Source organism: Pseudodonghicola xiamenensis DSM 18339 (genome assembly GCF_000429365.1).
In the GTDB taxonomy this organism is placed as follows: domain Bacteria; phylum Pseudomonadota; class Alphaproteobacteria; order Rhodobacterales; family Rhodobacteraceae; genus Pseudodonghicola; species Pseudodonghicola xiamenensis.
Map to the genome: position 1 here is coordinate 199,036 of NZ_AUBS01000003.1, position 13,502 is coordinate 212,537.

The following is a 13,502-nucleotide window of genomic DNA, read 5'->3' on the forward strand; positions in this document are numbered from 1 at the left end:
CGAGGACAGGCATGGCATATCAGACTCGCAGCCGCGACCCGCTGCTCGACAGCGACATGCAGGCGGTCATCGAGAAACGCGGCAAGGAACTGATCGGGATCGCCCTGGTCTGCCTGGGCCTTGCGGCGGCGGCGATGATCGGCTCTTACACCCCGGACGATCCGAACTGGATGGTCTCGACCGATGCGCCGGTACAGAATTGGCTGGGCCGGCTGGGCGCCTCGATCGCCGCGCCGCTGTTCATGGTCGTGGGTGGGGGCAGCTGGGGGATCGCGCTGGTGCTGATCGGCTGGGGGCTGCGCTATGCCTTCCACAGCGGCGAGGAGCGCGCGGTGTCGCGGCTGATCTTCGCGCCGATCGCCATCGCTCTCGGGTCGGTCTATGCCGCAACGCTGGTGCCGGGCGATCTGTGGCGCGCCACCCACAGCTTTGGTCTGGGGGGGCTGTTCGGCGATACCGTCGTGGGCGCGTTGCTGACGCTGCTGCCGCTCGGGTCGCATTTCGCGGTCAAGCTTCTGTCGCTTCTGGCTGCTGGCGCCATGCTGGGCATGGGGGCCTATGTGCTGGGTTTCACGCGCCCTGAAATTCAGCGCGCCCTGCGATTCATCGTGGTCGGTCTGATCATGGTCTACGGTTTCCTTGCCAGCCTGCTGGGCAAGGGCGGTGTCGGCGCGGCGCATGTGGCGCGGCGCAAGATGACCGATTTCATCAGCCATCGGGCCGAGCGGCGCGAAAGGGTCGCGGCTGAAAAGGCTTATCAGCAGCAGATCGCCTGGGAGGCAGAGCAGGCCCGTGCCGTCGAAGAGGCTGCGGCGCTGGCCGCGGCTGAAGAGGAGGCAGAGGCGCAGGTGATCGAACCGGTTTATGCCGCGCCGCGCGCGCAGGCGCCGATCCCGGTGCACCGCGCGCAATCCGCCGATTACGACCTGCCGCCGGCACGGATGCAGCCGGAACAGGCTGCTGCGCCGCGGGTGGAGCCTCGGGTTACCGCACCGGCGCCGGTTGCCACTCCGGTTTCCACTCCGGCCCCGGCGCCCGTTTCCGCTCCGGCCGCATCCGCGCCGGCGCCGGCCGCGCCGCGTCGCGACCCGCAGCCGGCCGAGGAACGCGTCGGCTTCCTGTCGCGCATGCCGTCTTTGCTGCGCCGGTCCGAACCTGCGCCCGAACCGATGCCGGCGTCAGAACTGGTGGAGGCCGAATGCCTCGCCGACGATCAGGATATGCCCGGCAATGATCGTATTCGCGCCAAGATCGCCGATGCGATCCGCGCCAGGTCGCAATCCGGTCAGCCGGTTGAGCCGGAACCCGATCCGACGCGTCCGCTGACCAAGGGGCGAGGGCATGGGCCAAAGCCTCTGTTGTTCAATCCGCTGCGCAGGGTGTTGCCGTCGCCGCAGGCCGAACCGCAGGTGCCCGCCATGCTGCCGCCGGAACCGCCGGTGACGGCAGCCCAGGCCGCCATCGCGCCGCAGCCTGATATCGCCATGCCGGAGCCGGTTCTGCACGCGCCCGAACCCGTCGTGCCGTCAGCGCCCGAGCTGGACGCTCATCCTGCGCCGCAGCCGCAGGGGCAGCCCGGGTATAGCGATCCATACGCCGAGGCCTATGAGGCGGCCTATGCGGAGAGCTACGTCGAATATCAGGAGCCGGCGCAGGTGGATTACGCGCTCGAGCCGGCATATCAGCCCGCCCCCTCCCCTACCTCCGTGCCCGCGGATGCGGCGGTGGAATATGTTCCGCAACCGGTTCCCGAAGTTGCGCCGCAGCCGATCGCCGCGGCGGCGTCCCTGCGGGCCGCCATCCCGCCGGCCCCGGAGCCGCGCAAGGTGGTGCAGCCCCCGGTTCGCAAGCCGGTCCAGCCCTCGCGCCGGGCGCAGGCTGAGGCGCAGCCGGGTCTGACCTTCGAAGAACATCACAGCGATTTCGAACTGCCGCCGCTGGGTCTGCTGGCCAATCCTTCCGAAATCGAACGCCATTATCTCAGCGACGAGGCGCTGGAGGAAAACGCGCGGATGCTGGAAAACGTGCTCGACGACTATGGCGTCAAGGGCGAGATCGTCAGCGTGCGTCCCGGCCCTGTCGTCACCATGTACGAGCTGGAGCCGGCGCCGGGCCTCAAGGCGTCCCGGGTGATCGGCTTGGCCGACGATATCGCGCGGTCGATGTCGGCGCTGTCGGCGCGGGTGTCCACCGTGCCGGGCCGGTCTGTCATCGGTATCGAACTGCCGAACGAGAATCGCGAAAAGGTAGTGCTGCGCGAAATCCTTGCTGCCCGCGATTTCGGTGACAGCAAGATGAGCCTGCCGCTGGCGCTCGGCAAGGATATCGGTGGCGATCCGGTCGTCGCCAACCTGGCCAAGATGCCCCACCTGCTGATCGCCGGGACCACCGGGTCGGGTAAGTCGGTGGCGATCAACACCATGATCTTGTCACTGCTTTACAAGCTGACGCCCGAGGAATGCCGGCTGATCATGATCGACCCGAAGATGCTGGAACTCTCCGTCTATGACGGCATCCCGCATCTGCTTTCCCCCGTTGTGACCGATCCGAAGAAGGCGGTCGTCGCGCTGAAATGGACCGTGGGCGAAATGGAGGATCGCTATCGCAAGATGTCGAAGATGGGCGTGCGCAATATCGAAGGCTATAACGGCCGGGTGCGCGATGCCTTGTCCAAGGGAGAGATGTTCTCGCGCACGGTGCAGACCGGCTTCGACGACGACACCGGCGAACCCGTGTTCGAGACCGAGGAATTCCAGCCGGTCGCGCTGCCCTATATCGTGGTGATCGTCGACGAGATGGCGGACTTGATGATGGTCGCGGGCAAGGAGATCGAGGCTTGCATCCAGCGTCTGGCGCAGATGGCGCGGGCGTCGGGCATTCACCTGATCATGGCGACGCAGCGGCCGTCGGTCGACGTCATTACCGGCACCATTAAGGCGAACTTCCCCACCCGGATTTCGTTCCAGGTGACTTCGAAGGTCGACAGCCGCACCATCCTGGGCGAACAGGGCGCCGAACAGCTTCTGGGCATGGGTGACATGCTCTATATGGCAGGCGGGGCCAAGATCACCCGCTGTCACGGGCCTTTCGTCTCCGACGAGGAAGTCGAGGAGGTGGTGACTCATCTCAAGCAGTTCGGCCCGCCGGATTACATCGGCAATGTGCTGGACGGTCCGGACGACGATAAGGCCGAAAGCATCGACGCGGTGCTGGGGCTTTCGACCGGGGGCAATACCGACGGCGAGGATGCGCTTTACGATGCCGCCGTGCAGGTGGTGATCAAGGATCGCAAATGCTCCACCTCCTATATCCAGCGGAAACTGGCGATCGGCTATAACAAGGCCGCGCGTCTGGTCGAGCAGATGGAAGAGGAAGGTCTGGTGAGTCCGGCGAACCATGTCGGCAAGCGGGAAATCCTCGTTCCGGAACAGTAATAAGACCGGGCGCCGCAGCAGGTCGGCGCCCCTTCGCACACCGCGCCCGTGCCGGCTTTTATTCCGCGCGGGCGCTCTTATGTTGGGATCCATGAAACAGATCGCTTTCGCCTGTGCGCTCGCCCTGGCTGCTCCGCTGGCCGTATCCTTGCCCCTGACCCTGATGGCGCCCGCTGCTGCCCGGGCCGCCGAGAAATTGCCGTTGTCGGCGATTTCTGCCTATCTGAACGGGATCACGACGGCGAAAAGCTCGTTCACGCAGATCAACGATGACGGCAGCCTGTCGACGGGCCAGCTTTTCCTCAAGCGGCCGGGACGGGCGCGGTTCCAGTATGATCCGCCCAGCGGCGCGGCGGTGATCGTCGGGGCCGGTGCGGTGGTGATCCATGATCCGAAATCGAATCAGCCGCCGGAAAGCTATCCGCTCAGCCGGACGCCGCTGTCGATCATCCTGGCAAGCCATGTGGATTTGGGGCGCGCCAATATGGTGGTGGGGCACGATTTTGACGGGACCGCCACCATCGTGACGGCGCAGGACCCCGATCACCCGGACGCGGGCAGCATCCAGTTGATGTTCACCGCCGCGCCTGTCGAATTGCGCAAATGGGTGATCGAGGATGCCAGTGGGGCCCGGACCACGGTGATCCTTGGCGCTCTGGAGACGGGAATGGAGCTGCCGGGCAGCCTGTTCACCTCTGGCGGTGGCGGGGTGCCGTCGAACCTGCGCTGAAGTCTGGGAACGGGTCAGCGGCAACTGGACAGTTGCGCGTTGTACATCTTCGCGCGCTGATCGACATCGTCGGCGACCCGCAACAGCCAGCTTTTGCCATTGTGACTGCCGCGGGCATAGCCCGAGTGGCCTTCGTGATAGGCCAGATACTGGTTGCGGGTGTCGGTCAGGGAGATGCCGTTGCGTTCGTAGGTGCGTGTCATGTACCAGCCGACGAAATCGGCGGAGTCGCGCATCTTGTCCCGCTTGGCCCGCCGGTTGCCGGTCGAACGGCGATATTCGTCCCAAGTGCCGTCCAGCGCCTGGCTGTATCCATAAGCGCTGGATTGCCGCCCCATCGGCAGCACCCCCAGCACATAGCGGAACGGCGTCCGGGCATCGGCGCGATACCGGCTTTCCTGATAGATGAGCGCCATCTGGACATGCATCGGCACGCCGTATTTCCGCTCGGTCGAGCGGAAGGCACGTTTATACTCGGGACGCTGGGCCAAGATGCTGCAAGCGTTGTCCAAATTCCGTGGGGGCGCCTTGTAGCCGCCGCCACAAGACGCAAGAATCAGGATCAGCATTAGCGCGCTCAGAGGTCTGCTCATCTGCCTCGTGCCTTTTTTTGCGAATTTTAGCGTATATCTGCGGGGATGGAAACACATTCGCCGTGACCGGGCGGAGAGCCTGAGGGAAACAACTTTTGCGTGTGAGGACTGTCATGTTTGGTGCCACAGATTGTTTCTTGGAAACCGGCCGGGAGGGTTGGACAATCGGGGACGGTTACGGTTAAGAACGGGGAGTAGGGGCTGTACAACCAATGCTGAAAACACGCGCGAAATATCACCTGGGCCAGGTCGTTCGACACCGGAAGCATCCGTTTCGCGGGGTGGTTTTTGACGTGGACCCGGAATTTTCCAATACCGAAGAGTGGTATGAGGCGATTCCCGAGGAAAGCCGCCCGATGCGCGAGCAGCCTTTCTATCACCTCCTGGCCGAGAACGAGCATACCTACTATGTCGCCTATGTCTCGGAGCAGAATCTGATCGCCGACTACTCGGGCGAGCCTGTGGATCATCCCGATATCCCCGAGATGTTCGGCCCGTTTCAGGACGGGTCTTACCCCCTTCATTTCCAATTTAACTAAAATGGCCGGTGTCTGATCGCGCGGCTGGCGCTGTGCCGGCCCTCGGTGCGGGCCCGGCACAGCGCGTCGTGGTTCAATACCCCAGGGCGCAGCCGTCCTTGCGCGGATCGCTCGCGGCTTCGAGCACGCCGTCGGGGCGGATGCGGATCGCCTGGGCACCACCGATCGGGTCGGCGGGGATTTTGACCTGATGGCCCATGTCTGCCAGCTCTTGCCGCACCGCGTCGCTATAGCCGCGTTCGACCTGCATCACGCCGGCGTCGGCGAAGCTGCGCGGGGCATCCAGCGCGGCCTGCAGATCCATGCCGAAATCGCGCAGGTTGCTGACCACCCGGGCATGGCCGTTGGGCTGATAAGCACCGCCCATCACCCCGAAGGGCATCAGCCCGCGCTCGTCGCGCAGCATTGCCGGGATGATCGTGTGCATCGGCCGGTTGCCGCCGGTCAGTTCGTTCGGGTGATCTGGTTCCAGGGTGAAGCCGGCGCCGCGATTCTGCAGCAGCACGCCGAAGCGGTCGCTGGCGATGCCTGAACCGAAGCCCCAATAGATCGAATAGATCAGCGATACCGCCATGCGATCACGGTCGACCACGGTGATGTAGATAGTATCCTTGTGCACCGCCTCGCTGACGGTCGGGGGATTGATCATGGCGCGATTGATATCGATCAGCCCGGCCAGCTTTGCCGCGGTCTCAGGGGCCAGCATATGCTCCAGCCGTGCGGTGCGATCGGGATCGGCGATGAAGCGGTTGCGCGCGTCATAGGCCAGCTTTGCTGCCTCGGCCTCCAGGTGGGCACGTTGGGCGCCGAAGGGATCCATGCTTGCGATGTCGAAATGCGACAGGATCTTCAGCATCAGGATTGCCGTCGCGCCCTGACCGTTGGGCGGATGTTCGAACAGATCGGCCCCGTTGTAGGGACCGGAGACAGGCCGCCCTTCGGTGCAGCGGGTGGCGGCGAAATCGTCCAGCGTATGCATGCCCCCCAACGCGTTGAGCGAGGCGCAGAGATCCTCGGCCACCTCGCCGGTATAAAAACCGTCACGGCCCAGCCTGGCGACCCGTCGCAGCACCTCGGCCTGGCCGGGGGCGCGGAAGATTTCCCCGACCTTGGGCACCCGGCCGTCGATCAGATAGGCCTCTCGCGCGCGGCCCTTCAAAGCCGGTTCGTCCTTGATCCAGTCAAAGGCCACCCGTGGGGCCACCGGCACACCCTCTTCCGCGTAATGGATCGCCGGGGCCAGCAGAGTGTCAATTCCCAGTTTCCCGACGGTTTCGGACAGGTGGCAAAAGGCATCCATGGCGCCGGGAATGGTGACGGCCTCGACCTCCTGGATCGGGACGGTCGTCAGCCCGCGGTCCCGCAGCGCCGCGGCGCTGGCGGCCTTGGGTGCCCGGCCCGAGCCGTTCATCGTTTTCATCTCGCCAGTGGCGGGGTCGGTATAAAGAACGAAGCAATCGCCGCCGATGCCGGTCATTTGCGGTTCGCAAATTCCCAGCAGAACCGCCCCCGCGATGGCCGCATCCATCGCATTGCCGCCCCGGCGCAGAATATCGACGGCCGCCTGCGCCGCCAATGGATGAGACGTGGCACACATTCCGTTTGTCGTCAGCACCTCGGACCGGCCGGGGGTCTGGAAATCGCGCATCTCGAAGTCTTCCCTGTTGTTGCCGGGGGAGATTAGGTCGCTCCCGGGGGATTGCCAACTGTCGAGAGCGGGAGAAAAGGCAGGAGGAAAGAAGTCCTCGGCGCCGCGCATCGGGTGGGGGCTATGACAGCGCGGCGCCGAGGGAAGCTAATTGCAGCTACGGCCCCTTTTATCACAGGGCATTCAGGCAGCAGTGTGCTCCGATTGCGGCAGATTCAGGGCGCGGTGTGAGATAAGGCTCCGTCGTCTTCGCCCCCCGGCAGAGCGAAAGCCATCGAAAGCGTGTTGCGCTGTGCGCGGCGGTCGTAGCGCACCGAATTGGTCAGCGCGTGGATCAACCCCCAGCCGAAGCCGCCTTCGGGCAATTCCGATGCGCCGGACAGATCATGGGTCTTGGGCTGGGGCAGTTTGCCTTCGGGCATCGGCAACCCATTGTCCGAAATCCGCAGCACCAGCCGCTTGTCTTCCAGTCGGGCGGTCACGGTGATGATGCCATCCTCGCGCTCGCGATAGGCATGTTCGGTGACATTGTTGATCGCTTCGGCCAGCGCCAGTTCCACATCGCCGGCAATCTGCTCCGGCAGTTCAAGAGTCCGCAGCCGAGCCATCACGGCGACAATGCCGCCGCGCGCTGCCAGCTCCGTGGCTCTGAACCTGTGCGTGAAACGCTCTGGCATCGCGGTTATCCGCCACTCCGGCAAGCACGGGGCCGCCGGTTCAGCCCTCCAGTCCGATCATGGCGTCGTCGATCGACGGAAACAGCGTGAACACCGTATCCATCCGCGTCAGCCGTAACACTTTGTCGACCAGCGGCGTCAGCCCGGCCAGATCCAGCTTCCGCCCCTCGCCCAATTGCTTCATCGAGGCCACGATCGCACCCAGACCGCTCGAATCTATGAATTTCACCGCCGAAAGATCCAGGATCACCCGATCAGGCCCGTTTGCCGTTTCGGTCCGCATGTCTTCCTTGAATTTGATCGCGACAGCCGCATCTATTCGCTCCGCGTTGACGGCAACGATACAGGTGTCGCCCCTTTGTGTACTGCTCAGGAACATGGTTCTCCTCAGGTGGTAATTCGGGCATTTTCACGCTAATCGGTAATTCTTACTATTCGGTTTTCCGATACCCGTGGAGGAGTGGGGATGAAAGAGGTAGTGATCGCCGGGGCCGCACGGACCCCGATGGGAGGGTTCCAGGGCATTTTCAACGGCGTCGCAGCGGCGGAACTGGGTGGAGCGGCAATCCGCGCTGCGCTGGCCGGAGCCGGGGCCACGACCGTGGACGAGGTGCTGATGGGCTGTGTGCTACCGGCGGGGCAGGGACAGGCGCCGGCGCGGCAGGCCGGTTTTCTGGGCGGTCTGGGCGAAGAGGTGCCGGCCACAACGCTGAACAAGATGTGCGGCTCGGGCATGAAGGCGGCGATGCTGGCCTTCGATCAGATTGCGCTTGGCCAGAACGACGTGATGATCGCCGGCGGCATGGAAAGCATGTCGAATGCCCCATATCTGCTGCCGGCAATGCGTGGCGGTGCCCGCATCGGCCATGGCCAGACCATCGACCACATGTTTCTCGACGGGCTGGAGGATGCCTATGACAAGGGCCGGCTGATGGGCACCTTCGCCGAGGATTGCGCTGAGGCCTTCCAGTTCACCCGTGAGGCGCAGGATCAATATGCGCTGGGATCGCTCGACAACGCGCTCGAGGCCGAACGCTCCGGGGCTTTCGAGGCGGAAATCGCTCCCTTCACCCTGCATGGCCGCAACGGTGAGCAGGTCTTCACCACCGATGAACAGCCCGGCAAGGCGCGGCCCGAGAAGATCCCGATGCTGAAACCGGCCTTCCGCGCTGGCGGCACGGTGACTGCGGCGAACTCTTCCTCGATCTCCGATGGCGCCGCGGCGCTGGTCCTCGCCTCCGCCGAAGCGGCCGAGGCTCAGGGGCTGACGGTTCGCGCCCGCATCCTGGGCCATGCCAGCCACGCACAGGCGCCGTCGCAATTTCCCACCGCCCCGGTGCCGGCGGCGAAAACCCTGCTCGACCGGATCGGCTGGCGCGCCGAGGATGTCGATCTCTGGGAGGTGAACGAGGCCTTCGCCGTCGTCCCGATGGCGTTCATGCGGGAAATGAAGGTGTCGCGCGACAAGATCAACGTCAACGGCGGTGCCTGCGCCTTGGGTCACCCGATCGGGGCCAGTGGCGCGCGGATCATGGTCACCTTGCTGAACGCGCTGGAAAAACGCGGGCTGAAACGCGGTATCGCGGCGATCTGCATCGGTGGCGGCGAAGGCACCGCCATCGCCATCGAATTGGTCTGAGACGCGGCAAGCGCTCCGCTCCCGCCCGGGACGGCGTCGCTTTTTCTGGCCTGAAATATCCTCGGGGGTGAATTGGCCGTCAGGCCAAGAGGGGGCAGACAGCCCCCTCCCTTGCCTGGCTGCGCGATGTTCGGGCTGTGGCGAAATGCCCGCGCCGTTCAGGCCAGAGGTTTGACGTTCGTCCGTCAATCCGGATACCGCTCCCGGCGCAGAGGGGGTTGCCGTCGCCGGTTGTTTCAAGAGAGGTTCTTTGCCGATGTCACTGGATTATCGCGCCCTGGCGCAGAATATCGCCGCGCTGACTGCGGGCGAAACGGATCAGATCGCACTGATGGCGACGCTTGCCTGCGAGGTTCACCATGCCGACAGCCGGTTCGACTGGACCGGATTTTATCGTGTGGTCGGGCCCGAACTTCTCAAGATCGGTCCCTATCAGGGCGGTCACGGTTGCCTGACGATTCCGTTTTCGCGTGGGGTCTGCGGCGCCGCCGCGCGCAGCGGAGAGGCGCAGCTTGTCCCCGATGTCGAGGCCTTCGCCGATCATATCGCCTGCTCCAGCTCGACCCGGTCGGAACTGGTGCTGCCGGTGCGCGATGCTGCGGGGCGGCTGATCGGCGTCTTCGATATCGACAGCGACCAGCCCGATGCCTTCTCCGAAGCTGATGCCGCCGCCTTGCAGGCCATTCTCGATGATACGTTCGCGCGGCCCTGATCTCGGGGCCGGGGGGGGCGGCGGTGCCATTGGCCACAGATGGCCGGGCCGGCGGAAACCGCCACCGGGAGGGCCTTGGGGAGAATGTCACAAAGAGGATGCGGAGCCGGGGAAAACGCCTCAGTCTGTGCCCGACATCGCTGAACTAACACATGGCACGGCGTCCGCCGCGTTTTTCCCGAAGGGACGATCAAGATGAGTTTCGAAGCCTGGAGCGTGTTCGCGTTGTTCTGGGTGGCGTTCGTCACCACGCCAGGACCCAATGCGGTCAATTGCATCTCCAACGGCATGACGCTGGGTTTTCGCCGGGCACTGGTGGGGGTGCTGGGCATTCTGACTCAGGCGACCAGCTTTCTGCTGTTGTCGGCGGCAGGGGTGACTGCGTTGATCGCGGCATCGCCCACCGGGTTTACAGTGGCAAAATTCGCCGGTGCGGCGGTGCTGATCTGGTTGGGGATACGGGGCTGGATGAACGCCGGCAAACCCGCCCCGACCGAACTCCGCCCGGCGCGCCATGTCTATCTGCACGCGCTGGCCATTGCCACGATCAATCCGAAAAGCGTGGCCGGGTATTTGGCGGCCTTCTCTGCCTTCGTGCAGCCGCAGGTGCCGATCTGGGATCAGATGGCGGTGATCGTGCCCACTGCGTTGGTGCTGACCACGCTCAGCTATACCGGCTTCACCGCTCTGGGCGCGCTGATGGGGCGGGCGGCGCTCGGGGCGGTGTTCAACGTCTGGGTGCGCCGTCTGTTGGCAAGTTGCTTCATCGTCTACGGCCTTCTTCTGGGCCTGGCCGCGGCTCCACAGCCGGCAGGCTAGGCCTTTGCCATTCGGCGAGGGGGCGCCTTGTCGTCCATTGCCTGCAACGGGACCTTGACCTAAAGCGATTGAGCAGAAGGAGATGCCGCGATGACAGCGCAGCCCATGACACCGCCGGTCGTGCAAAGCGGGGACAGCCCCAAGGGGCTGGCCTTTGCGATCTCCACCTATCTGATGTGGGGGGTGCTGCCGCTCTATCTCAAGCTCGTCAGCCATATCTCTCCGGTCGAGGTGGTGGCCCACCGGGTGCTCTGGTCGGTGCCGGTCGCGGGGGCGCTGTTGATTGCCCTGGGGCGTACCGGCGACCTGCGCCGGGCATTGGTTCATCCGCGCACCCTGCTGCAGGGCTGTCTGACGGCGGCACTGATTTCGGTCAATTGGGGCATCTATATCTGGTCTATTGCGAATGATCATGCACTAGATGCGGCGTTGGGCTACTATATAAACCCGTTGTTCAGTGTCTTTCTCGGCGCCGTCCTGCTGCGCGAGCGGTTGGGCCGGGCACAGATCGTGGCGATTGTCCTGGCGGCGGTGGCGGTGCTGATCCTGGCGGTTGAAAGCGGCCATATCCCCTGGCTGTCGCTCAGCCTGACGCTGAGTTGGGGATTTTACGCCTTCTTCAAGAAGTCGCTGCCGATCGGGCCCAATCAGGGATTCCTGCTCGAGGTCCTGATCCTGCTGCCGCTGGCCCTGGGTTACATCCTCTATCTGAGCCTTCAGGGGGAGAGCCACTTCAGTGCTGGCGGGCGGGACATGTGGCTGCTGCTGGGTTGCGGGCCGGTCACCGCGATTCCGCTGATCGTCTATGCCAATGGGGCCAAGCTGCTGCGTCTGTCGACCATCGGCATTCTGCAATATATCACGCCGACGATGATCTTCCTGGTCGCGGTCTTCCTGTTCGGAGAGCCGGTTGGCCGGGGGCAGATGATCGCCTTTCCGATGATCTGGCTGGCTTTGGCGATCTATACCGGTGCACTGATCGGCCAGAGCCGGCGCCGCGGATGAGGTGCTGAGAGCCGCTTTTCGGGCATGTCTGATCGGCGGGGCGAAGGGGGCCGTTCGCCTGCGGTCTGCGTTGCGTTTGGCTTCAGGTGCGCGCCAATACGATATTCGCAGAGTGTGGAAAGCGCAGTGCCGGACCCTGGAGATATTCTGCAAGCCCTGTCAGGAACGCTTCCACAGCATGTTCGGCGCTCTTGTTGGCAAGGCCGGAAAGCTTGTCTCCGGTATGCATTCCGCCCATTGCGCCTGCTGCAAACGCCTTGGCATCTGGGTGGTGCAGAATAAGAGTAACCGCCTCTATCTCGATGTCTTGAAATCCAGCGTCCTCGAAAAGATCGCGGAGGTCACTGCCCTCGGACAAGCTGCAAATTGCCCGCACCGCGTCACCGGCCTCTTTCCCGACATGGGCGTCGAGTGCTGCTGCCTGCGCGCTGAGCATTGGATTGACATCCAGCCCTCTCTGCACGCAGAACGCAACGCGGCCCTCGGGTTTCACGACGCGTCGAAGTTCACACAACGCGGCTGGTCGGTTGGGAAAGAACTGCAGTGCCTGCTGGCAAAGGGCGAGATCGAAATGATCGTCGTCGAACGGCAACTCGGCGGCATCTGCCTCCACCCAATCGGCATCAAGTCCGGCGCTCGCGGCGAGTGAACGTGCGACGTCCAACATCTCCGGGCTATGATCGACTGCGGTTAGACGAGCGGGGGCTAGTTTCGCCGTCTGCCTGGTGATCACGCCGGTGCCACAGGCGAGGTCAAGAACGTGTTCGCCTGCTCGGGGGCTGGCCCGGCGCAGCATCTCTCTTGTCCATGGTTCGAAAATGACCGGAACCAGAACGGATTGATAACGGTCGGCAAAGCCAGATGGTTTACGCATGGTCCCCTTCTCCCTTGGCCATTGCGCTTAAGGCGACCTGAGGTCACTTCTGATCGGGAACAGAGGGCCTTGATCACTGTGAAAAGCATAGGTGAAGCACCGTAGTTCCCAAAGCGAAGATTGATATCTGGATCGGGGGAGTGGCCGATCCGAGCCGTTGATATCCGCAAAGGCGTGCGCGTACCCCATGTCTCAAGCGCAGCCTGTGGCCGGCCCCCATCACTCACGATGCTGCAAGTCCTGAAGGCTCGCCCGCACGCGGGGGATGAAAACCGCTCGGGCATGCAGGCTAATGTCCCATTGGCACAGTGGGTGATCGGCGCCGGTGGATCGCGATTTTCAGTAAGCGATCGGATATGCCGGATCGGCTGCGCTCTGGCCTCCTCGGCGACAGGGCCGGTGTCCCGCCTTGGCTCAGGACAACGCCTTGCGGTATTCTAGGAACCTCGGATCTGTCTTGACGCGGGCCGCCATCGCCTCGCGCAGTTCGCCCACTGTCTTGTGCGGCCGCATCACCACCTCGAAAAGGCTGATCAGCCCATCCTCGCCCAGGGTGATCAGATCGACCCCTACCGCATCGAGCCCGTTGACCTTGCACTGGAACTCCAGCGCCCAGTCGTTGCCCGCGCCCATCACCCGGCGATAGCGGAAATCGCTGAAGACCTGGCCGACGTGGCCCAGGACGGCGGCCACCGGGTCCCGTCCGGTCCAAGTCGCCCAATAGGTCGGCGGCAGGAAACGGACGTCTTCGGCCAGCACCTCGGCGATCTTCTCGTGATCGCCCGAGGCGATGATCTCCAGCGCCTTGGCGATGGTCGGGTGCATGTCGGGG

Annotated in this window: 13 protein-coding genes; 7 read left to right on the top strand and 6 right to left on the bottom strand. The window is 64.0% G+C overall.

Going from position 1 to position 13,502, the window contains the following annotated elements; all coding sequences use genetic code 11:
- Window positions 1–11: 11 nt before the first annotated feature.
- Entirely contained in the window at window positions 12–3,434 is a 3,423-nt protein-coding gene (locus tag G455_RS0106005) for a DNA translocase FtsK (protein WP_028092866.1), read from the top strand.
- Window positions 3,435–3,525: 91 nt separating this feature from the next.
- Entirely contained in the window at window positions 3,526–4,164 is a 639-nt protein-coding gene (locus G455_RS0106010; RefSeq protein WP_028092867.1) for a LolA family protein, read from the top strand.
- A 14-nt stretch (window positions 4,165–4,178) separates the two neighbouring features.
- Here G455_RS0106010 and G455_RS0106015 read toward each other — a convergent pair whose 3' ends face one another.
- Window positions 4,179–4,757 carry a transglycosylase SLT domain-containing protein gene (locus G455_RS0106015; RefSeq protein WP_028092868.1) on the bottom strand — a complete coding sequence of 193 codons (579 nt, stop codon included), beginning with the start codon at window positions 4,755–4,757 and terminating at the stop codon, window positions 4,179–4,181.
- A 212-nt stretch (window positions 4,758–4,969) separates the two neighbouring features.
- Here G455_RS0106015 and hspQ point away from each other — a divergent pair, with 212 nt between their 5' ends.
- Window positions 4,970–5,296, top strand: a complete 327-nt coding sequence (hspQ, locus tag G455_RS0106020; protein WP_028092869.1) for a heat shock protein HspQ — start codon at window positions 4,970–4,972, stop codon at window positions 5,294–5,296.
- A gap of 73 nt (window positions 5,297–5,369) precedes the next feature.
- Here the strand turns inward: hspQ and G455_RS0106025 are convergent, their stop codons facing one another.
- The 3 genes from G455_RS0106025 to G455_RS0106035 all read right to left on the bottom strand — a co-directional run bounded on the left by G455_RS0106025 (window position 5,370) and on the right by G455_RS0106035 (window position 8,000).
- Window positions 5,370–6,944 (bottom strand): gamma-glutamyltransferase family protein, encoded by a 1,575-nt coding sequence (locus G455_RS0106025; RefSeq protein ID WP_028092870.1) that lies wholly within the window; start codon window positions 6,942–6,944, stop codon window positions 5,370–5,372.
- Between the two features lie 215 nt (window positions 6,945–7,159).
- Window positions 7,160–7,621, bottom strand: a complete 462-nt coding sequence (locus G455_RS23435; RefSeq protein WP_051312224.1) for an ATP-binding protein — start codon at window positions 7,619–7,621, stop codon at window positions 7,160–7,162.
- A gap of 40 nt (window positions 7,622–7,661) precedes the next feature.
- A complete protein-coding gene (locus G455_RS0106035; RefSeq protein ID WP_028092871.1) occupies window positions 7,662–8,000 on the bottom strand; it encodes an STAS domain-containing protein in 339 nt (112 codons plus the stop codon).
- An 87-nt stretch (window positions 8,001–8,087) separates the two neighbouring features.
- Between G455_RS0106035 and G455_RS0106040 the strand changes: the two genes are divergently transcribed.
- The 4 genes from G455_RS0106040 to rarD all read left to right on the top strand — a co-directional run bounded on the left by G455_RS0106040 (window position 8,088) and on the right by rarD (window position 11,796).
- Entirely contained in the window at window positions 8,088–9,260 is a 1,173-nt protein-coding gene (locus G455_RS0106040) for a thiolase family protein (RefSeq protein ID WP_028092872.1), read from the top strand.
- Between the two features lie 256 nt (window positions 9,261–9,516).
- The gene (locus G455_RS0106045; RefSeq protein WP_028092873.1) at window positions 9,517–9,972 is read left to right on the top strand and encodes a GAF domain-containing protein; all 456 of its coding nucleotides are present in this window, start codon (window positions 9,517–9,519) and stop codon (window positions 9,970–9,972) included.
- 195 nt (window positions 9,973–10,167) lie between these two features.
- Complete coding sequence (locus G455_RS0106050; protein WP_028092874.1) at window positions 10,168–10,791, top strand: LysE family translocator; 624 nt, start codon at window positions 10,168–10,170, stop codon at window positions 10,789–10,791.
- A 90-nt stretch (window positions 10,792–10,881) separates the two neighbouring features.
- Window positions 10,882–11,796: an EamA family transporter RarD gene (gene rarD / locus G455_RS0106055; RefSeq protein ID WP_035366230.1), complete on the top strand. Its 915-nt coding sequence runs from the start codon at window positions 10,882–10,884 to the stop codon at window positions 11,794–11,796.
- A gap of 82 nt (window positions 11,797–11,878) precedes the next feature.
- Here the strand turns inward: rarD and G455_RS23440 are convergent, their stop codons facing one another.
- Complete coding sequence (locus G455_RS23440) at window positions 11,879–12,670, bottom strand: class I SAM-dependent methyltransferase (protein WP_084437009.1); 792 nt, start codon at window positions 12,668–12,670, stop codon at window positions 11,879–11,881.
- Window positions 12,671–13,084: 414 nt separating this feature from the next.
- Complete coding sequence (locus tag G455_RS0106065) at window positions 13,085–13,495, bottom strand: nuclear transport factor 2 family protein (protein ID WP_028092876.1); 411 nt, start codon at window positions 13,493–13,495, stop codon at window positions 13,085–13,087.
- Window positions 13,496–13,502 lie beyond the last annotated feature (7 nt).